Origin of the sequence: Bradyrhizobium sp. Rc2d (assembly GCF_900099855.1) — a bacterium.
GTDB lineage: Bacteria > Pseudomonadota > Alphaproteobacteria > Rhizobiales > Xanthobacteraceae > Bradyrhizobium.
On record NZ_FNCU01000017.1, the window covers coordinates 96,930 to 117,450 of the forward strand.

Annotated in this window: 18 protein-coding genes; 8 read left to right on the forward strand and 10 right to left on the reverse strand. The window is 64.2% G+C overall.

Annotated features, from left to right (window positions below; translation table 11 throughout):
- Window positions 1–8 precede the first annotated feature (8 nt).
- Window positions 9–587 (forward strand): Hpt domain-containing protein, encoded by a 579-nt coding sequence (locus BLV07_RS21795; RefSeq protein ID WP_091889361.1) that lies wholly within the window; start codon window positions 9–11, stop codon window positions 585–587.
- A gap of 173 nt (window positions 588–760) precedes the next feature.
- Here BLV07_RS21795 and BLV07_RS21800 read toward each other — a convergent pair whose 3' ends face one another.
- The 4 genes from BLV07_RS21800 to folE all read right to left on the reverse strand — a co-directional run bounded on the left by BLV07_RS21800 (window position 761) and on the right by folE (window position 4,740).
- The gene (locus BLV07_RS21800) at window positions 761–1,936 is read right to left on the reverse strand and encodes a DUF2336 domain-containing protein (RefSeq protein ID WP_091889362.1); all 1,176 of its coding nucleotides are present in this window, start codon (window positions 1,934–1,936) and stop codon (window positions 761–763) included.
- A gap of 358 nt (window positions 1,937–2,294) precedes the next feature.
- A complete protein-coding gene (locus tag BLV07_RS21805; RefSeq protein WP_176945688.1) occupies window positions 2,295–3,356 on the reverse strand; it encodes a lytic transglycosylase domain-containing protein in 1,062 nt (353 codons plus the stop codon).
- Window positions 3,357–3,540: 184 nt separating this feature from the next.
- Window positions 3,541–3,963 (reverse strand): phosphoribosyl-AMP cyclohydrolase, encoded by a 423-nt coding sequence (hisI, locus tag BLV07_RS21810; protein WP_091889366.1) that lies wholly within the window; start codon window positions 3,961–3,963, stop codon window positions 3,541–3,543.
- An 84-nt stretch (window positions 3,964–4,047) separates the two neighbouring features.
- Window positions 4,048–4,740, reverse strand: coding sequence for a GTP cyclohydrolase I FolE (gene folE / locus BLV07_RS21815; protein ID WP_091889368.1), 693 nt, complete (start codon window positions 4,738–4,740; stop codon window positions 4,048–4,050).
- Window positions 4,741–4,975: 235 nt separating this feature from the next.
- On the opposite strand from folE, the gene BLV07_RS21820 reads away from it, so the two are divergent.
- On the forward strand, window positions 4,976–5,431 hold the full coding sequence (locus BLV07_RS21820; RefSeq protein ID WP_091889370.1) for an iron-sulfur cluster assembly scaffold protein: 456 nt from the start codon (window positions 4,976–4,978) through the stop codon (window positions 5,429–5,431).
- 98 nt (window positions 5,432–5,529) lie between these two features.
- Here the strand turns inward: BLV07_RS21820 and BLV07_RS21825 are convergent, their stop codons facing one another.
- Window positions 5,530–6,432, reverse strand: a complete 903-nt coding sequence (locus BLV07_RS21825) for a COG3904 family protein (RefSeq protein ID WP_091889372.1) — start codon at window positions 6,430–6,432, stop codon at window positions 5,530–5,532.
- Window positions 6,433–6,680: 248 nt separating this feature from the next.
- Here BLV07_RS21825 and yidD point away from each other — a divergent pair, with 248 nt between their 5' ends.
- Both yidD and BLV07_RS21835 read left to right on the forward strand, forming a co-directional pair.
- The gene (gene yidD / locus BLV07_RS21830) at window positions 6,681–7,019 is read left to right on the forward strand and encodes a membrane protein insertion efficiency factor YidD (RefSeq protein ID WP_091889374.1); all 339 of its coding nucleotides are present in this window, start codon (window positions 6,681–6,683) and stop codon (window positions 7,017–7,019) included.
- Window positions 7,020–7,111: 92 nt separating this feature from the next.
- A complete protein-coding gene (locus BLV07_RS21835) occupies window positions 7,112–7,321 on the forward strand; it encodes a hypothetical protein (protein WP_091889376.1) in 210 nt (69 codons plus the stop codon).
- Here BLV07_RS21835 and BLV07_RS21840 read toward each other — a convergent pair whose 3' ends face one another.
- Entirely contained in the window at window positions 7,322–8,536 is a 1,215-nt protein-coding gene (locus tag BLV07_RS21840; RefSeq protein WP_091889378.1) for a hypothetical protein, read from the reverse strand.
- A 2-nt stretch (window positions 8,537–8,538) separates the two neighbouring features.
- Entirely contained in the window at window positions 8,539–9,906 is a 1,368-nt protein-coding gene (locus BLV07_RS21845) for an APC family permease (RefSeq protein WP_091889381.1), read from the reverse strand.
- 333 nt (window positions 9,907–10,239) lie between these two features.
- Here BLV07_RS21845 and BLV07_RS21850 point away from each other — a divergent pair, with 333 nt between their 5' ends.
- Complete coding sequence (locus BLV07_RS21850; protein ID WP_176945689.1) at window positions 10,240–11,562, forward strand: alpha/beta hydrolase; 1,323 nt, start codon at window positions 10,240–10,242, stop codon at window positions 11,560–11,562.
- A gap of 41 nt (window positions 11,563–11,603) precedes the next feature.
- Here the strand turns inward: BLV07_RS21850 and BLV07_RS21855 are convergent, their stop codons facing one another.
- A complete protein-coding gene (locus tag BLV07_RS21855) occupies window positions 11,604–11,981 on the reverse strand; it encodes a hypothetical protein (protein ID WP_091889385.1) in 378 nt (125 codons plus the stop codon).
- A 90-nt stretch (window positions 11,982–12,071) separates the two neighbouring features.
- Entirely contained in the window at window positions 12,072–13,247 is a 1,176-nt protein-coding gene (locus tag BLV07_RS21860) for an MFS transporter (RefSeq protein WP_091889387.1), read from the reverse strand.
- 185 nt (window positions 13,248–13,432) lie between these two features.
- On the opposite strand from BLV07_RS21860, the gene thrS reads away from it, so the two are divergent.
- The 3 genes from thrS (at window position 13,433) to BLV07_RS21875 (ending at window position 17,464) form a co-directional block, all read left to right on the forward strand.
- Window positions 13,433–15,475 carry a threonine--tRNA ligase gene (gene thrS / locus BLV07_RS21865; protein ID WP_091889389.1) on the forward strand — a complete coding sequence of 681 codons (2,043 nt, stop codon included), beginning with the start codon at window positions 13,433–13,435 and terminating at the stop codon, window positions 15,473–15,475.
- 93 nt (window positions 15,476–15,568) lie between these two features.
- Window positions 15,569–16,132, forward strand: a complete 564-nt coding sequence (locus tag BLV07_RS21870) for a nitroreductase family protein (protein WP_091889391.1) — start codon at window positions 15,569–15,571, stop codon at window positions 16,130–16,132.
- A 63-nt stretch (window positions 16,133–16,195) separates the two neighbouring features.
- The gene (locus BLV07_RS21875) at window positions 16,196–17,464 is read left to right on the forward strand and encodes a serine hydrolase domain-containing protein (RefSeq protein WP_091889393.1); all 1,269 of its coding nucleotides are present in this window, start codon (window positions 16,196–16,198) and stop codon (window positions 17,462–17,464) included.
- Here BLV07_RS21875 and BLV07_RS21880 read toward each other — a convergent pair.
- Window positions 17,450–19,912 carry a putative bifunctional diguanylate cyclase/phosphodiesterase gene (locus tag BLV07_RS21880; protein WP_091889395.1) on the reverse strand — a complete coding sequence of 821 codons (2,463 nt, stop codon included), beginning with the start codon at window positions 19,910–19,912 and terminating at the stop codon, window positions 17,450–17,452. The two genes, BLV07_RS21875 and BLV07_RS21880, sit on opposite strands and share 15 nt — an antisense overlap.
- Window positions 19,913–20,521: the final 609 nt, after the last annotated feature.

The following is a 20,521-nucleotide window of genomic DNA, read 5'->3' on the forward strand; positions in this document are numbered from 1 at the left end:
CAGGCATCATGGCGAAGAACAGCGCAAAGGACATCGAGATCACGGCCTTCGCCACGCATCACGTCATCAGGCAGCCCAATCCCTTGCGAAAGGTGCTGCGCCGGGTCGAAGAAAAGGACTTGGACGATCCGGTCGCCCGTGCCGAGCAAGCGCTGGCGGGCCTGTCCGGCGAATTCAGGAACTGGATGACGATCGAGGTCCAGAGACTGTCCGCCGCCTGGACCGCCGTGCAGCAGGATGGCTTCACCAAGAAGCTGCGCGACGAGCTGTTCCACGCCGCACACGACATCAAGGGCGATGCAGCGACGTTCGGCTTTGCTTCGGCAGCGGGAATCGCCGAGAGCCTGTGCCGCGTCATCGAGCATGCGCCGGATCTTTCGAAGGTGCCGGCCGAGCTGTTCACGCATCACATCAACGCGATCCTCGCCATCGTGCACGAGAACACCAGGCTCGACAGCATCAGCGTGTCCGCCGAGCTCAGCCGGCGCCTGCGCAAGGTCGCCGACGAATATCTCGCCCACGTCAACCGCGACCGCCCCGAGCATCTCGAGGTGATCCTGGCACCAAGCATTGCGCCGACGGAGTAAGGGCTCAGCTCTTTCCTCTCGCAATGATGGAGTTTGGGGCTTCGCCTCCGCTCTATCGACACGATCAGAATCGTAGGGTGGGCAAAGCGGAGCGTGCCCACCAATCAACGTGACCTGTGCGAAGAAGTGGTGGGCACGGCGCGATGCGCCTTTGCCCACCCTACGGCGTCTCGTCAGGCCGCAATCAGATCATCATAGACCGGATCGACCGCGTCCTCGGCGACGAGCTCGTCGCAGAACAGCCGCGCCTCTTCGCGCGCGGATTCGGTGGCGAAGCGGCGGAGCAGGACCATCAGCGGTTCGGTGGCCCCGCGGTCGGTCTCGCAATGGGTAAGCACGCGCTCGACCATGCGCCGGCGCAGCCGCGCCGCACCATCATCACTGTCGACGAAGCCCTGCTCGTGGCAGGCATCGAGCGCGACCTGGAATGCCGCGAATGTCGCCTCGGGCAGCCCGGCGCGGCGGAGCAGCGCGTGCAGGCTGTTGCCGCCGCGGTCGTGCAGCAGCGCCGAGACGCGCGCCAGCGGCAGATCGGCGAGTTCAGCGAGCGCCGCATCGAACAGGTCGAGATTGCTCGACAGCAGCGCCCGCAGGATCAGGCCCGCGGTGAGCTGGCCGGTGATGCGCAGGTGCCGCACCAGGCCCTGCATGTCCTCGCCACGCGAGCGCGCCGCGATGTTCATGGTGGAGCGATCGCGCGCCTCGATCGTGATGCGCTCGGCACGGTCGGCACTCAGCCAGTTTCGGGCCACGACGAACTGCGCAAGGGTCTCGGAAAGCTTGGCCACCAGCGCCGCGCGCGTTGCGGCCGGCAGATCCTCCAGCACCAGCATCGCCTCGCGGATCGCGGCGAGATGGCCGTGGCGCTCGACGATGCGATTCCAGGAGAACGGCGCGAGCTCGGCATGGGGATTTTCGATCAGCTCCAGCGCCGCAGCCGCGCAGCCGACCTCGGCGATGGCGGCGCAGACCGAGACCGGCAGCGCGATACGGCGGGCGACCGCGCATTGCACCTCATCATTGCCGGTGGCGACGATGTCGACGAGATCGGCATCGATCAGCAGCGGAGAATGTTCGAGCACGGGCAGCGCAACCGTCGGCTGATCCGCCGACAGCGCCCGCACGATTGCGGCCGGCGCCTCGGTGCTGCGCGCAAAGGCCTCGGCCATCGCCTGCCGCACCAGCGGCGAGGGATCGTCGAGCAGCATCAAGAGCGCGCCTTCGGCGGCGACGCGATCGTCATGAGAAAGGTCCGAGATCAGCCAGGCCCGGGCCAACGCCCGCGTCGCCTCGGCCCGCTCGCCGGCGGACGCCGTCCTGATCCAATTAATGAACTGCCGAACAATCATGGTGCTTCCGGCTTACGCAACGAAAACGAAAAATGGTGACGGCTTGTCACCTGCAACACAAAATAAACCACGACGCTTAACAAAGCGTTCACCATAACTGGCTGGTTTTATTGACGTTTTGTTAAGGGAACAAAGGCCCGGCGTCCGGGACACGAGAGAGCGCGAGCCCTCGCCCACGCTCCGTCATTGCGAGCGCAGCGAAGCAATCCAGAAATGTATCCACGGTGAGATTCTGGATTGCTTCGCTGCGCTCGCAATGACGGTGTTGACGCAGTTGCGCACAAAGATCTGGATTTCGTGCACGGATGCAGCGCGGCGCGTCCGGGACGCGAGCGATTTATTCTTCGATCAGTGAGTATTAGCTCGAGAACGTGCCGCTGCGATCGCTGAAGAGATCGAGCGGCTGCGGCGGCCGCACGTCCGGCATCGCGGATGCGACCGAGGTGAGTGAGGCGTTGTTGCCCCACAATTTCTGCACGGTGGTCGAGACCGGCTGCGTGACGTCGCCGGGCTGATAGATCGAACGAAACACCGGCGTGCTCGGCGCATTGTCCGCGAGCGTCGTTGGCGACGTCGCACCGACGGGCGTCACAGCGCGAGTATTCGGGAAGGTCTGGAGATAAGCGGCGTTGTCGATGACCGGCGCAGCGGGCTGCACGCCATTCGCGCTCGCGACCTGCGTCGTCGAGGGCGTATCGCCATACATCGCCATCGCGCTGCGGGTCACTTTCGAATTGGCCGCGCTGGCATAGCGCGCGTCGAGCACCGAATAGACTTCGGAGACGCTGCGGGCGCGGCCGTCTTTGGCGTAAAAAATCGAGCGGTTGGCGGCAGCCGCATTGGGAAACAGCCGGGCGCCGACCGCTTGCGGATTGTCCTCGGCATTGGCGATCAGTTTCGCGGCGCCGCCGACGCCCATGAAATGGGCCATGTAGAGTTCGCTGTCGCTCGGCCTGCGCCCCAGCAAGCCGGTGAGCTTGAAGCTGTTCGACTGCGTCAGCGCCGCGGCCATGCCGGAAGCAGCGTCCGGATCGTCGCGCAGCTTCATGATCGACCGCTTCATCACGGGATCATCGACGGTGTAGGTGCCCGACGAGGTCCTGGTGATGGCGTCGGCATAGCTGCCGTAGCCGAGTTGGCTGCCTGCCTCCTTCACGGTGCCAAGCCAGGTCTGGTCGATGAACTGGTAGAGCCCGTGCGCGGACGAGGTGGTGGCGCCGGCCGTCGGATCGAAATCCGATTCCATCTTGGCAGTGGTCAACATGTACTGGAAGCTGACGCCGGAGATATTGGAGGCCTGCTTGATCGCGCCGGCAACGCGCGCCCGCGACGGATCGAGACCGGCCGTCTGCGTCGCACTGAAATTGTCGACCGACATGATGAAGTGCCCGCCCCGCGCGGCGTTGAGCGACGCCGGCAATTCGGCGCCCTGTCGTCTCACCGTGGGACAGGTATGGTTAATGCGGGGTTAATTCTGGGGTCGCCCCTTCCCCGAGTCATTCCGGGGCACACCGCAGGTGCGAGCCCGGAATCCATTGAGCCGCGCCCGATGCCCTGCAATGGATTCCGGGCTCGCGCTACGTGCGCCCCGGAATGACCGCTTGCTATTTCTTATAGACCGCGTCCGGATCAAACAGCCGCTCCGCATCCGCGAAGACGAGCTTCGCACCGGTGCCCTCTCCCTCCACCTTGCGGTAGAAACAGGACCTCCGTCCGGTGTGGCACGCCGCGCCGATCTGCTCGACGCGGATCCAGATCGCGTCCTGGTCACAATCGGTGCGCATCTCGACCACGCGCTGGGTCTGACCCGATGTCTCACCTTTTCGCCACAAGGCATTGCGCGAGCGGCTGAAGTACCAAGCCTCGCCGGTCGCGATCGTCTTGCGCAGCGCCTCCTCGTTCATGTGCGCGACCATGAGCACATCGCCCGTGGCGACATCGGTCGCGACGCAGGTCACGAGACCGCTCGCGTCGAACTTGGGCAGGAAGGCGAGGCCTTCCTCGATCTCATGGGAGTGAGCGGACACGGGACCCTCGCTCGAGCATGATCCGGAAAAGTGTGAAGCGGTTTTCCGAAAAGATCATGCTCAAAAAAATAAGGCCTTGCGAGGTCAGCGCGTCGTGCCTCGCACCAGGGACAGGAAGCGGGCCTGCTCCGCGGGATTGTCGCGGAACATGCCGGTGAAGCGGCTGGTGAAGGTGGAAGCACCATGCTTGGCGACGCCACGCACCGACATGCAGGTATGCTCGGCCTCGATCAGCACCGCAACGCCGCGCGGCTTGAGGATCTCGTCGATGGCGGCCGCGATCTGCGCCGTCAGATGCTCCTGGGTCTGGAGCCTGCGGGCGAAAATATCCGTCAGGCGCGCGAGCTTGGACAGGCCAACGACGCGTTCCACCGGCGTATAGGCGATGTGCGCCTTGCCATAGAACGGCATCATGTGATGTTCGCATTGCGAAGTGAATTCGATGTCGCGCACCAGGACGAAATCATCATAGCCCGCCGTCTCACCAAAGGTGCGGTCGAGCACCTCGGCCGGGCACTGGTGATAGCCCTGATAGAGCTCGTCGAAGGCCTCGACCACGCGGCGCGGGGTGTCGAGCAGGCCTTCGCGTTCTGTGTTCTCGCCGATATAGGCGAGCAGCGTCTTCACCGCCGCTTCCGCCTCGGCGCGCGCCGGGCGTGGCTGGTCGGCGCGGACGGCGACCGCGAGGAATTCGGCAGGATCAAGCTCAGCGGGGCGGCTCTCGGGCTGCCGATCGGAAGGCTTGTTGGGGCGGATGGATTTGATCGTGGCGTCCATATCGACTCCGTTCGACGGCCTTACGGCCGGAGTGTCACCGGCAGACGGGGCGGCAAGCCGCCGGACGCCTGAACAGAATAATTGAACCTGGTGGAAAAGATCCTCTCCACCAACGTCGGCCGCATGGTCTGGGCCACCCCCGCTGGACTATTTTTCCGCCGGTTCCGCCCCTATATAGGACCGTGGACGGCGCGCGCCAAGGCCGATCCGGTGCGGAAGTGTTGGACTCCATCACATGCTGAACGACATCTACAACAAGCGGATCATCGAACTGGCCGGGAATATTCCGCGCCTCGGGCGGCTGTCGGACCCCGATGCCTCCGCCACTGCCCACTCCAAGCTGTGCGGCTCGACCGTGAAGGTCGACCTCAAGATGAACGGGGACACCGTCACCGACTTCGCCCATGACGTGAAGGCCTGTGCCCTCGGACAGGCCTCTTCATCCATCATGGCAAGTCACGTGGTCGGCTCGACTGCGAGCGAACTCCGTGAGTTACGCGAAACCGTTCGCAAGATGCTGAAGGAGAACGGAGCGCCTCCTCAAGGCAAATGGGAAGAGATCAAGTTCCTCGAGCCGGTCCGCGACTACAAGGCGCGGCATGCCTCGACGCTGCTGACCTTCGATGCGGTGGTGGATGCCATCGGCCAGATCGAGGCCAAGGCGAAGCAGCCGGCGGCGGCGCAGGGCTAGTTCATCAATGTCATTCCGGGACGCGCGTCAGCGCGAACCCGGAATCTCGTGCCACAATCTCTAGACTCCGGGTTCGTCGTTTCGACGGTAGAGGAAACTTACTTCTGCGTCGCCGCGGCTGGTGCGGCCACGCCGCCGGCGGTCGGCGCCAAGGCTTCCGCGGTCTTGGTCGACCTGGCAGGCTGCTCCGGTTCCGAGCCGAACCTGGCCTGCGTCTTCGGTGCAAGCTCCGCCATCGCCGGTGCAGAGATGTCCACATGCGGCAGCACGTCGGCCACGAGGTCCGTCGTCACGAGATTGGTGAGCTTAAGCTCACCGGCGTCGAGTTCGTGCAAATCTTCCCACGGCGGCACACTGAGCGCGAGCGACAGCAGATCGCCGGCGCCGCCCATGTCGAAGGTGTATTTGGCCAGCCGGCCGATGTCGCGTTCCACGATCATCAGGTCCTGCGCGCTGTAGCTGGCAGCCTTCGCATCGTCGGCGCGATCGCCCATCCAGATCTGATGAACGCGGACATGGGCGGCTTCCGGCACGTAGCGCTTCTTGCCGGCCAGCAGCAGGAACACGCACATGGATTCGCAATAGGCCTCGGACGCGACCGCCGGACGGGCGCCTTGCCCGCCGCGGTTCTGGAGGCTGATGCCGACCGTGGTCAGAAGTCCGAGATTGCGGAAGCGCCGGCCGAGGGTGATGGCATCGTTGACCGAACCGCCGCTGGAATCGAGCACCACCGTGGCGCCACCGAGCTGGCGTCCGCGAGAAAATGCCTCGAAATCCTTTGGCGTATCGGCGGTGATGATGCCGACTGCGCTGACCCAGCCGCGGCAGTTCGGCTCACAGGCCACCCAGCTGAACTTCATCGGCAGCTTGCGCTCTTCGAGGGCAGCACCGGCTCGCGCTGACGACCCGAATGTCGCGACGGCGCCAGCCAGCGCGACTCCACAGACGGCGGTTCCCACTAGCAACCAGCCGCGAAGATTAAGGGAGTTCAGAAGTTTCAATCTGGTTCCTTCCCCAAGCCCCAAAGGTCCCCAAACAATCCCCGGTAGCGCCCTCTGAGTCCATCATACAGGCGTATGTTTCTACACACGGGCGTCATAAAAATGGTATCCGGGCGAATACAGCTCGTCCACAGATACTTGCTGCACTGCTCCCAGAAAGCAGGCAAAATATGGCGCGCAAACAACAGCTTAAGGTTCCCTGCGCCGGAACCGAGCAATCCGTCGCTTAACGTTGCAGCAAAGCGCACATGAAGCATTCAGCCTGCGAGCATTGTTCCAATCCCGTTGCGGGCGCGCTCCGGCTCCCGCGCAGATTCGGCCGCGCTCTGATCTGGCTCTACCGCCATACGCTCTCGCCGCTGGTCGGTTACAATTGCCGGCACCTGCCGACCTGCTCCGTCTATGGTGACGAAGCGATCGAACGGTTCGGACTCTGGGCCGGCGGCTGGATGACGCTTGCGCGCCTATTGCGCTGCAATCCCTTCGGCACCTCAGGCATCGACAATGTACCGCTCACCGCACCGCAAGGCGCGCGCTGGTACCTGCCCTGGCGCTACGGCCGTTGGCGCGGGGTCAACGCGTCCTAAGCGGCTGCGGTGCTTTGCGCATCGCTGTCTTGACTGGAACCGGAACTCTCGGCTCGCGTTGATGTGATGCTCCCATAAGGGAGGAAACAACAATGCGCTGGAAAATCAGCCCTCATTTTCCCTTCAGGCTTAAGCCAAATCCTGGCTCCAGGCGGCACCACGACCCTAGAACCATGGATCTGCTCGCAATCGTCGCCCTGCTGGCGCTCGTGCTCGGCTCCGGCTGGTATCTGGCGACGAGCCTCGCAACGCCGCCAAGCACGACAGCGTTCATCGTGCCGAGCCAGAGCGTGCACTGGTAGCTAGCGGAACCAGAAAAAGCGCCCGGACTGCGGTGGGATCGACTCCGGCGGACGTAGCCGCTTCGGCCGTGGCGGCTTTGGCGACGGCTCGGCGGACGAAGTGGTCTCCGCCGGCGCGGTCTCGCTGCCCGGCACCTTCACCGACAGCAGCAGGTTCGACTCGTGCGTCCGCCAGCGATAGCCCACGCCGAAATCGATCGGTTGGGCGCGCGTGAACAGTTCGGCGTAGCGCTCCTGGTAACGGCCTGCGAATTCATCGATCGGACCGAGATAACGGCCGAACGGGAAGAACCGCCATTGCCGCGCGCTGTAGTTCGCAAGCGGAATGCCGGAATCATCCTGGATGATGGTGGCGCTGTTGGCGAGGACCCAGTCGCGCACGACGGTGAAATTGCCGGAATGCAGCAGATACGACGCGCTCTTGAGCAGGCTGTTGCCGGGCCCGAGCGTCTCGCAGAATTTCAGGAAGCCGGTCGCGCGTGCACCCGAATTGGAAAGATCAGTCGAGAAATAATACAGCGTGCGCGCTTCCCCATCGCTGCCGGCGAAGGTGATGCGGACGCCGCGCGTCGCGTTCGGTCCCGGATTGTCGCCGGCCGTATGCACCCCGCCCTTGTCGTCGAGCGCGATCATCTCGACGTTGCGGATGGTCTTGCCGGAGCGCGCGAGGAAGACATAAAGGATCGGCAACGTGCCGTTGACCTGATTGGCGTGCAGGTCGACCTTCATCTGCTTGGTGATGAAGAACGAAAAACTCAGGATCGAGCCGAGCGAGCGCTCGACGTTGTAGAGCGCAGTGCCGACCGAACTGCGCGGCAGCCGCGTCAGGTCGGGCACCGCCCCCACCGGTTCGAGCGCGCCGAGCACGTAGGTACTGGCCTTGGCATAGAAGGCGTTGGCGTAGAGGAAATCCGGGCCACTGAACATGTAGAACATGGTTGGCCGGGGCGCGGCGAGATTGACATCGGCCCATGTGCGAATCTTGGAGAGCTGCCGCTGCTCGAGCTGGGCGAAGGCGCCGTCGAAAAATTTTGCATGACGCTGCCAGCCCGGATCCTTCGTGAGCGGCACCAGCGGCGCGTCCACCGAAGGCTGCATGCCCGCAAGGAAGCGCGCGGTGTCGTCGAAGGTGACGTCGGCGGCACGTGCGGACGAGACGACGACGGCAGCTAGGAGGGCGAGAGCGACGGCCGCAATTCTCAGGGGTCCAAGCATGTCTATTCGCGATGTGATGAATTGCCAGCGGCAACCGGCCGCCTGCGGAAAGCAACATATATCAGCAGGCCCGAGAGCATGACGAGCATCCCCGACAGCGACTGCACCGGCCGCTCGGTCAACAGGTAGTACATCATGAACGCGGTCACGAGCAGGAAAATCAGTGGCGTGAACGGGTATCCCCAGGCGCGATAGGGCCGCGGCAGATCGGGATCGGTGATGCGAAGCTTGATGACGCCGGCGACGGTGAAGAACGAGCAGAACAGCAGCGCGAACTGGATGAAGTCGAGCACCGCCTCGAAGCTGCGCGTGAACAGCAGCAGGGTCGCGACGGCGAGCTGAAACAGGATGGCATAGGCCGGCGCACCGTTCGCCGACCTCTGCGAGAACACGCGCAGCGCCGGAATGTCCTCGCCCATCGTCATCATCACGCGCGGGCCGATCCACATCATCGCGCTGATCGAGGAGATCAGACCGACACAGATCATCGCGCCGACAATCCGGCCACCGAGGCCGCCGAAGATGGCGCTGCCGGCGACACTGGCGACGTCGAGCTGGCCGGCCAGCGCGCTGACCGGCGTCGAGTAGAGGAACACCGCGTTCAGCGCGACGTAGAGCACGAGCACGATCAGCGTGCCCGCGAGCAACGCGCGCGGCAGGCTCCGCTGCGGCGTGTTCATCTCGCCGATGATGTAGGTCGCGGCATTCCATCCCGAGAACGAGTACATCACGAAGACGAGCCCGATCGCGAAGGGCGCGCTGACGATGTGGGCGAGATCGCCCGGCTGCGGCGTGAAGGCGATCTGCTGCGGCACGCCGATGACGAAGCCGGCCACCAGGAAGGCGACGATCAGCACGACCTTGATAATCGTCGAGATCAGCTGGAAGGTCGAGGAGTGCCTGACGCCGGTCAGTTGCACGAGCGAAACCAGCCACACCACGCCGATGGCGAGCGGGATCGGCGGCAGTTCGGGCACGACCGATTTGGCGTATTCGCCGAACGCCATCGCGGCGAGCGCGACCGGCGCCGCAAACCCCACCGTTGCCGAGACCCAGCCGGCGAGAAAGCCGAAGGCGGGATGATAGGCGCGGCCGAGGAAATTGTACTCGCCGCTGGAGCGCGGAAACATCGCGCCCAATTCGCTGTAGGAGAACACCCCGCACAGCGCGACGATACCGCCGACCGTCCAGAGCAGCAGGATCGAGAAGCCCGATGGGATGTCCTTGACCTGGAAGCCGAGGCTGGTGAAGACGCCGACCCCGATCATGTCGGCAACGACAATGGCGGTTGCGACCAGAACGGAGACCCCCGACCCGCCTCCGGTCAGCCGGCCAGTCCAGGGCGCGGTACCCGCATCTGATGCTGTCATCGGGTCCTCAAGCCTCAGGCGTCTCGCCCCATGGGGAGCATCGTGCAGATTGATCAGTCAATTCAAGCAGGGTTAACAAGGGTTAAATGAGGCGGGCGAACCGGGTATTTTGACACCGCTTATGCACGGTCCTGGGCAATAAACCCGCACAAACCCCGGACAATCCTGTTCTCCTCCCCCACAATCACGACACGATTGCATGGTCCCTTTGAGCGTTCCGGATGTGGGGAAGTTTCACCGGACGCTTAACGTCACCTAAACGCCAGTCGGCTCAATTGTTTCAAGATCGCCGGTGGACGTGACTTGATGGACGTGACTTGGGGTCATGGGTGGATGGTCGGGGCCGTTCCGAAATTGAGAGCTGACACTCGTGCAGACCGGACGATGTCCGGCGCGCGCGGTCGCGTGCTCCGGGTCGGCCTGATCTCAGCCTTGGTACCGATGTCGCTGACGCTGGTTCAATGCGGCAAGGCGCCCAATCCGGCGGCGCTCGCGGCGAACTCGCAGGCCAACGTGCAGGTGGTCGCCAAGACAAATACGCAGGTGGCAAGCGGCGACACGTTCGAGGATCGCTTCCCTGCCCCGCAGTTCAGGGAGCGTTTCCCCTCGGCGAGCGAGAGCTTCCTGCAACGGCAGATGTCGGACTTCTCGCCCAAGCGCGCCGTCCAGCAGCCGCAACCTGAGCAGGCGCCCTACAAGGTCGCTTCGCTCGAGCCGCAGCTCCCCTTCAAGCGTCCGCCCCGCGAGGATCTGACGACGCTCGTCAGCATGAAGTCGTCGGCCTTTCCCTATTTCGGCAACAACCCCGCCTCCGACGCACCCTTCCTCAACATCTCCAAGGGCGACCGCCGCGGCCACCGCAGCTATTCGGGGCGCGTCTACTGGCAGGACGAAACCTACAGCGACAGCCGCGTGCTGGTTCACGTCCCCGAGCATTTCGACGTCCGCAAGCCGGGTGTGATCGTGGTGTTCTTCCATGGCAATGGCGCCACGCTCGAGCGTGACGTGCGCGACCGCCAGCTGGTACCGAAACAGATCACCGATTCCGGCGCCAACGCCATCCTGCTTGCGCCGCAGATGGCGGTTGATGCCGCCGATTCCAGCGCCGGCAAGTTCTGGCAGGCGGGCGGCCTCAAGCGCTTCATGGAGGAATCGGCCAACCACCTCGCCCGCCTGACCGGCGATCCCAACAGCGCGCGGGCCTTCGCCAACATGCCGATCGTGATCGTCGGCTACAGCGGCGGCTTCCTGCCGACGGCCTGGAGCTTAGAGGTCGGCGGCATCAGCGACCGCGTCCGCGGCGTCGTGCTGCTCGACGCGGTCTATGGCGAAATGGACAAGTTCGCGTCCTGGATCGAGAGCCACCGTTCCGGCTTCTTCGTCAGTGCCTACACCCGCTACACCGCGCGGCGCGACCGCGAGCTGATGAGCATGCTGAGGCAGAAGGGCATCAGCGTCTCGGAAGACATGGACGGGCCATTGCGGCCCGGCAGCGTGGTGTTAGTCGAGACTGGCGAGGGCATCACTCATCGCGATTATGTGACGAGGGCCTGGACGCGGGATCCGCTCAAGGACGTCCTGGTGAAGATGTCGGCGACGCCCGCGCTTGCGCTCACGCGCGTCGCCTCCACCAATCCATCCGCATCGAGCCGTTAAACGGACGTGACCGTGGCGCGCTGAGGGGCCCGGTCTATCGCTTAGGTTTTCGGCAGCTTCGGAATGCTCTCGGCAAAGCCGTTGAAGCAGGCCAGCCGCTCGTCCTCTTCCTTGAAGAAGCGGCAATCGGCGTAGCCCTTGGCCTTTGCCGGCTTTGGCTTCGGCGCCGGCGGGATCACGGCGTCGTAGCAGTTGAGACGGTCCTTGGTGCCGTCATCGATTTCGAGGCAGGCCTGGAGCCGCGCCGCGATCGATTGCGGCTTGCCCTTCGCCGCCGCGGCGGGCTTGGCCGCCGCCTCTTTGGTCCCTTTGGGCTTGACCTGCACCAGCGGCTTGTCTCCCACCATCGGTGGCTTGTCGGCTTGCGCGAACGCGGAGGCTGAATAGAGCACCGCGGCAACCGCCAAAATCATCCTCATCTCAGTCAACTCTCTCTGGTCCCCATGATGGGCGTTCTAGCGCCCTCCCGCGCGGTTTGCCAAGCATCTTGCACGCGGAAGCCGCGGGATTCAGGCCATCACGGCGGCAGCCGACCGGGGCCGGGTCAACAGCACTAGGAGCAGCGCCAACACGACGAAACCGACCGCGACGAAGCCGAGCGTGTGCAGGAGCTCGCGGGCGAACAGCAATCCGCCGATGGCCGAGCCGACCGCCTGACCGATATAGAGAACGGAGGTGTTGAGCGCGACGGTCGCCGATGCCAGCGACGGCGCGGCCACGACCAGCCGCACCTGCTGCATCGAATTGGTCGAGGCAAAGCCAAGGCCCCAGACCGCGACCGCGCCCGCCATCAATGCGAACGTGCCGGCGCCAAGCGCCCAGCCGGTGATCCCCGCAAGCAGCAGGCAGGTGAACAGCAGCGAGGTGCGATAAGGTCCCGAGGTGTCGACAACGCGGGTCGCGATGGCGACGCCGAGAAAGCCGCAAACGCCGTAAAGCGCGAACACCATGCCGATGGCATCGGGTCCGGCGCCGGTGAGCTTGTTGAGCAGCGGGCCCATGAAGGTGAACACCACGAACTGCCCGGACATTTGCAGCATGGTGACCGCAAGCAGGAGCAGAATTGTGTTGCTGCGGCCGACCTCGGCCCAGGTCTTGATATCCACTGGCGCGCCCTTCAGGCCTGCCGGCAGGCGCAGCAGCAGCAACAGGAAGCTGATGCAGCCGAGCGCGCCGATCTCGCCATAGGCGGCACGCCAGCCATAGCGGCTGGCGATGAAGGTGATCAGCGGCAAGCCGACGGCGGCAGCGAGCGACCAGCCGAGAAAGATGTAGGCGATGGTGCTCCCACGCCGCTCCGCCGGCACGATCAGCGCCGCGGTGCCGGCAGCTTGCGGCGTATAGAGCGCGCCGACCGCGAGCATCACCAGACGGATGGCAAGGAGGCTCGCATAGTCGGGCGCAAACGCCGAGGCGAGATTGCCGACGGCGAGCACGGCCAGCGTGGTCGTGAGCAGCGTCCGCCGCTCGATGCGGCTGGTGAGCCAGGCCGTCAGCGGCGAGCCGATGCACAGCGTGATCGCGCCAAAGGTGATCAGGAGACCGGCCGCATGGATGCTGACGTCGAGCCCGGTCGCCAATTCCGGCAGCATACCCGCCGGCGCCAGCACCGAGCAGCCAGTGACGATGTTGCCGAGCATCAGGGCGGTTGGCGCGAAGCGGCTGGCAGCAGGCGATCTTTCCATGCAAGTGCATGTAGAGCAGAGCCGCGGTCTGTTAAAGGGCGCGGTTTGAAATAGTTGGTGCACCGTCCCAGCTTTTGCGCGCCACTTTCTTGGAAATGCCGGATTGCGCAGGCCGAATCGCCTGATATATCGCTCGTTCCCGCTTACCTGCGCTCGTTCGCAGGAGTGAGCCTCAGGAGAAAAGCATGACCGACCAGCCAAAATCCGAGTCCGGATTCCAGTACAGCCTCTCCAATCTGAAGCCCGTGTCCCCCGCCCCCAAGGTCACCCTCACCTTCCCAGACGGCGCCCAGCGCCAGTTCGACAAGGGCATCACCGGCATCGATATCGCCAAGGGCATCTCGCCGTCGCTGGCCAAGCGCACGGTCGCGATGGCGCTCGACGGCGCGCTCGCTGACCTCAACGACCCGATCGAGGCCGACGCGAAGATCGAGCTCGTCAACCGCGAGGATCCCCGCGCGCTCGAGCTGATCCGTCACGACTGCGCGCACGTGCTGGCCGAAGCCGTGCAATCACTGTGGCCGGGCACCCAGGTCACCATCGGCCCGGTGATCGAGAACGGCTTCTACTACGACTTCTTCCGCAACGAGCCGTTCACGCCGGAAGATTTTGCCGCGATCGAAAAGAAGATGCGCGAGATCATCGCGCGCGACAAACCTTTCACCAAAGAGGTTTGGGATCGCGAAAAGACCAAACAGGTGTTCCGCGACAAGGGCGAAGCCTTCAAGGTCGAGCTGGTCGACGCCATTCCCGGCAACGAGCCGATCAAGATCTACTACCAGGGCGACTGGTTCGATCTCTGCCGCGGCCCGCACATGACCTCGACCGGCAAGGTCGGCAATGCCTTCAAGCTGATGAAGGTGGCCGGCGCCTATTGGCGCGGCGACAGCAACAACCCGATGCTGACCCGCATCTACGGCACCGCCTTCGCCAAGCAGGAGGACCTCGACGCCTACCTCAAGCAGATCGAAGAAGCCGAGAAGCGCGACCACCGCAAGCTCGGACGCGAGCTCGACCTCTTCCATTTCCAGGAGGAAGGTCCGGGCGTCGTGTTCTGGCATCCGAAGGGCTGGACCATCTTCCAACAGCTGATTGCCTATATGCGGCGCCGCCTGACCGGCGACTACAGCGAGGTCAACGCGCCGCAGATCCTCGACAAGGTGCTGTGGGAGACTTCGGGCCATTGGGGCTGGTATCGCGAGAACATGTTCGCGGCGCAGTCGGCCGGCGACGAGGCCGAGGACAAGCGCTGGTTTGCGCTCAAGCCCATGAACTGCCCTGGTCACGTGCAGATCTTCAAGCACGGCCTGAAAAGCTATCGCGACCTGCCGTTGCGCCTCGCCGAGTTCGGCGTCGTGCATCGCTATGAGCCCTCCGGGGCCATGCACGGGCTGATGCGCGTGCGCGGCTTCACCCAGGACGACGCACACATCTTCTGCACCGAGGATCAGCTCGCCGAGGAATGCCTGAAGATCAACGACCTGATCCTGTCGACTTACGCCGATTTCGGCTTCACCGGCGATCTCACCGTGAAGCTGTCGACCCGGCCGGAGAAACGCGTCGGGACCGACGCGATGTGGGATCACGCCGAGCGGGTGATGGCGACCGTGCTGCGCGAGATCCAGTCGCAGAACAATCACATCAAGACCGAGATCAATCCGGGCGAAGGCGCCTTTTACGGCCCGAAGTTCGAATATGTGCTGCGCGACGCCATCGGCCGCGACTGGCAGTGCGGCACCACGCAGGTCGACTTCAACCTGCCGGAGCGGTTCGGCGCGTTCTACATCGACCATGACGGCGGCAAGAAACCGCCGGTGATGGTGCACCGCGCGATCTGTGGCTCGATGGAGCGCTATATCGGCATCCTGATCGAGCACTATGCCGGCAACTTCCCGCTCTGGCTCTCGCCGGTGCAGGTGGTGGTCACCACCATCACCTCGGAAGCCGACGAATACGCCAAGCAGGTCGTCGAGCAGGCGCGGCGCGCCGGCCTTCGGGTCGAAATCGACCTGCGGAACGAAAAGATCAACTACAAGGTCCGCGAGCACTCGCTGGCCAAGATCCCGGCGCTGCTCGTGGTCGGCAAGAAGGAAGCCGAGACGCATTCGGTCTCGGTCCGCCGGCTCGGCAGCGACGGCCAGAAGGTGATGACGACGCAGGAGGCGATCGCCGCCCTCCTCGACGAGGCGACCCCGCCGGACGTGCAGCGGGCGCGTGGCGCCGTCTGAGCCCTGAAATCGATCTAAATTCGCTTCCGGTTGCGGGCGTGCATACCTATCTCGGGTCTGTACGTCCGCCGACCAGTTGAAGAGGATATCGCAGTGCGAGATGCCATCGAACTCCTGAAAACCCGCCGCTCGGTCAAGCCGCGCGAGATGACCGGACCCGGCCCCTCCGCAGCCGAGCTCGAGACCATCCTCACCATCGGCGCGCGCGTGCCGGACCATGGCAAGCTGACGCCCTGGCGCTTCATCATTTTCGAGGGCGATGCCCGCCAGCGCGCCGGCGAGGTGATCGCAAAAGTCTTCGCCCGGAAGAATCCAGGCGCGCCTGCCGCCGACGTCGAGACCGAGCGCAAGCGCCTCACCGACGCGCCGCTGGTGATCGGCATCGTCAGCTTCACCAGGCCGCATCCGAAGGTGCCGGCCTTCGAGCAGGAATTGTCGGCCGGCGCCAGCGCCATGAACATCGTCACGGCCGCAACCGCCCTCGGCTACGGCGCCTGCTGGCTGACCGGCTGGTTCGCCTTCGATCGCGACGTGCTTGACGGCCTCGGCCTCAAGCCGGACGAAAAGCTCGCCGGCTTCGTCCACATCGGTACGCCGACCAAGCCGAGCGAAGACCGTCCGCGACCGTTCCTTTCGGAAATCGTGACGCGTTTTTAAGCGATGTTTTGTTGACGCCTTCAGCGTCTTCCGGCTTTCATCCCGCCCAGGGAGGAAGCCCGGATGAGACGCCGTGAATTTCTGGTCGGGGCTACGCTGCTGGCCGGCACCATGGCGCGAGGCCGCGCCGCCGACATTCCCGCTCCAACGCCCGATGGCCTCGACCGCATCACGGCATTCTTCGACAACGAGGTGACGAGCGGCCGCCTGCCGGGCGCCGTCATCCTGGTCCAGCAGCACGGCAAGCCGGTCTACCTCAAGACGTTCGGCGTGCGCGACGTCACGACCGGCCTTGCCATGACGCCGGACACGATCTTCGCCATCCACTCGATGACCAAGCCGATCACGTGTCTCGGCGCGATGATGCTGATCGACGAGGGTAAGCTCGCACTCACTGACCCCGTGTCGAAATACGTCCCGCTCTTTGCCGACACCAAGGTGGGCCTCGAGATCACCAAGCCGGACGGCAAGCTGGAGCTCGATCTCGTGCCGCCGGTCCGTCCCGTCAGCATCGAGGATCTGCTGCGGCACACCTCGGGCATCAGCTACGATTACATCGGCGGCAAATGGGTCGAGCAGGCCTACAAGGCTGCCGATATCTTCGAAGGTCAATTCAACAACAGGGAATTCACCGATCGTATCGCGAAATTGCCGCTGGCGAGGCAGCCGGGAACGTTGTGGCGCTACGGTCATTCCACCGACGTGCTCGGCAGCGTCATCGAGATCATCTCGGGCCAGACGCTGTACCAATTCCTGAAAGCACGCATCTTGGATCCGCTCGGCATGAGCAGCACCAAATTCGCGCTGGCGACGGAGGACGAGCTGGCGCGGATGGCGCGGCCATTGCCGAACGATTTCATCCTGCTCGCCGCCGAACGCGAGCGCCTCGACCATCCCGAATGGCAATCGGGCGGCGGCGGGCTGCTCTCGACCATCACCGATTATCAGCGCTTCGCGCAGATGCTGCTCAACGGCGGCGAGTTCGCGGGCAAGCGTTATCTGAGCCCTGCTGCGTTCAAGGCCATGACGACCGACCACATCGGACCCGGATCCGGCGTCGGACGCGACTATTTCTATTTCCCCGGCGACGGTTTTGGTTATGGCTACGGCCTTGCGGTGCGCACCGATCCCGGCAACGCGAAGCCACCGCCGCCTGGTTCGATCGGCGAGTTGAAATGGGACAGCGGCAGCGGCACCTATTTCGGCGTCGATCCCAAGCTCGACATGGTCTACCTCATGATGCAACAGACTCAGAGCGAGCGCGGCCGCATCACGCCGGCGTTCAAAGCACTGGTCTACGATTGCTACCCGCCTCCGCTACGCCGCCCGTGAGGCGCGCTGGCCGAAATCGGCGAGCAGCTTTCCGATCTCGGCTGCGGGCCGCGCCGCGCTGAACAGGAAGCCCTGCACCTCATTGCAGCCTTCGGCGCGCAGCCAGTCGAGCTGATCCTCGGTCTCGACACCTTCCGCCGTGGTGGTGATGTTGAGGCTGCGGCCGAGACCGGAGATCGCGCGCACGATCGCGCTGCAATCGGGCCGCTGCGCCAGATCCTTGACGAAGGAACGGTCGATCTTGATCTTGTCAAAGGGGAAGCTGCGCAAGTAGCTCAGGCTGGAATAGCCGGTGCCGAAATCATCCATGGAGATGCCGACGCCGAGCTCGCGCAACTGATGCAGCGTGGCGAGGTTGGCTTCGGTCTCCGCCAGGAAGATCGACTCGGTGATCTCGAGCTCGAGCCGCCTCGGCGACAGGCCGGACTGCGCCAGGGCCGAGATCACGACCTGAACCAGGTTGCGGCTGCGGAATTGCGCCGGCGACAAATTGACCGCGACCTTGATGTCGACAGGCCATTTCACGGCTTCGGCGCAGGCCTCGCGCAGCACCCATTCGCCGAGCTGGGTGATCAGACCAATGTCCTCGGCGACCGGAATGAACTCGGCGGGCGAGATCATGCCCTTGTCCGGGTGGCGCCAGCGCAAGAGCGATTCGAAGCCGGAGATGCGGTCGGAGGCGATCGACACCAGCGGCTGGTAGTGCAGCTCGAACTCGCCATTGGCAAAGGCGCGGCGCAGATCGAGCTCCATGTCGCGGCGCCTCTGCGCCTGGAGGTCCATCTCGCGCTCGAAGAAATGGTGCACGCCGCCGCCGTCGGACTTGGCCCGGTACAGCGCCATGTCGGCGTTGCGCATCAACTCCTCGGACGTCGTGCCATCACCCGGTGACAGCGCGATGCCGATGCTGGCGCCGATCACCATCTCCTGGCCGTCGATCTCATAGGGCGCCTTCAACATGTCGATCAGCAAGGTCGCGCAGGCGCTAGCCTCGTTCGGCGAGACGTCGGCCGCCAGGATGACGGCGAACTCGTCGCCACCGAGCCGGGCCGCGAGATTGGCACCGCGGACCGCGGTGGTCAGGCGTTCGGCGACTTGCTTCAGCAGGCGGTCACCCGATGGATGCCCGAAGGAATCATTGATGTTCTTGAACAGGTCGAGATCGATGTAGAGCACGCCGACCCGCTTTCCTCCGGCCTGGTCGAGCGCCTGCTTCAGCCGCTGCTGGAAATATTCGCGGTTCGGCAGGTCGGTGAGCCCGTCATGATGGGCCATGTGGGCGATCCGCGCCTCGGCCTTGCGTCGCTCGGTGATGTCGACCACCGCGACCAGATAACCGTCGCGTTCATCGAAGGCGACGCGGCGGCCGAAGGTGAGCACCTCGATCTCGCTGCCGTCGGCGCGTAAGTGCCGCCAATTGCGCGAGGAATGATAGGCATCGCCAACGCGTTCGAGCGCCTCGGCGTGGCTCTCCCACTCGTCCTCGGGCCAGATCTCGTGCAGCTTCATGCGCAGGAAGGTGGCGCGGCTGTAACCGTAATGCTGGACCGCGGCGTCGTTGACGCTGAGGAACTGCTTGGTCTCGGCGTCGAACACCCACATCGGCATCGGGTTGTTGTCGAACAGCAGGCGGAACGAGGCGTCACGCCGCTTCAACGCGGTGACGTCGGAGATCGTCAGCGAGACCACGTCGGCGAAGGCGGTGGCGCCGAGGCGGAGGTGTCGTCCGTCGCTCTCGATTTCGAGCTGCTCGCCGCGGCCGTCCGAGACAGCCTTGAGCAGGAAATCCATGATATCGGGTGCGGCCAGCAGCGTGCTCCCCTCACCGACCCTCCGCCACAGCAGGCTTCCGGTCGCAGCCTTCAGCAGCGCGCCCGCGCTCTTGTTGTGGTGCACGATCTGGAGATCGAACGCCTTGCCGCTTGCATCGCGCAGCGTCGCCAGCGACACCACGGCGTCGTCGGTCGCGGAGAAAATCGCATCCAGGAGATTGTATTGCGTGCCGCGCTCGTTGATGTAGGCGCCGACCAGTGTCGCGCCCCAGCGCGAGGCGGTCGGCAGCGTCAGCACATCGTAGGTTCTGACCATGCCGTCGCGCACGCAATGCGCGCTCGCATGATGTGGCTGTCCCGTTGCGAGCGCGATCGCCGCCGCTTCCGTCAGCGCCGTGGCGCAATCGGGCGACAGCTCTGCGACGGCAATGTCCCAGCGCTCCTCGCCGAGCCATTTCTGCACGTAGCGTCCGCTGCGCGACAGTTCGAGCGCGCCGTCACCCCTGAGCAGCGCGATGTGATCGGCGAGCCGTCCGAGACTGCCGAGCATCACGTCCTCGTAGCGCGGCAGCCGTTCGCCCGGCTTCAACGCGGCACGCCATTTGCGTTGAAGCACCGGGATGTCATCGAACATTTCGGCGGCCGGTTTTCCCGACACTTTCTTCGCGGCACTCATGGCAGTCCCCAACGCACTATCCCGGCGCATCCAATGCAGCTGCGCTTAACGGCGTGTAAAGAGTGCACAGGCGCAGGGCCCGTTCGGTAATTATGACAGTTTTAAGTCAGGTGTTGGTTAGTCGGCGTTAGAGACTATGACGGTTGTGTTTTCGAAGCGTGCTGTGAGTTGGCAACGGCGTCGCCGTCCCCGGTGTCGTCCTGGCGAAAGCCAGGACCCACAACCACCGAAGATCATTGTTGCGATCGCTTTGGCCGTATCGTGCTTCGACAATGCTGACCGGGGTAATGGGTCCTGGCTTTCGCCAGGACGATGTGGGGAGGTAGCATGCGCGACTGCATCAACGTCGTCATTGCGAGCGCAGCGAAGCAATCCAGAATCCCTCGGAGGAGGCAGTCCGGATTGCTTCGTCGCATCAGCGCAAAATTGCTTTGCAATTTTGTCGCGAGCTCCTCGCAATGACGGAATATGTGGATGGCAACGTCGCTCGTCTAACGCACATCTTCATCGCAGACACACCCGCGTATCCTCGCTCGTCAGGCAACGCAAGGTCTTGTAGCCCGAATTGAACGCAGCGTAATCCGCGCTACGAATTCAGAGCAAGCGGCT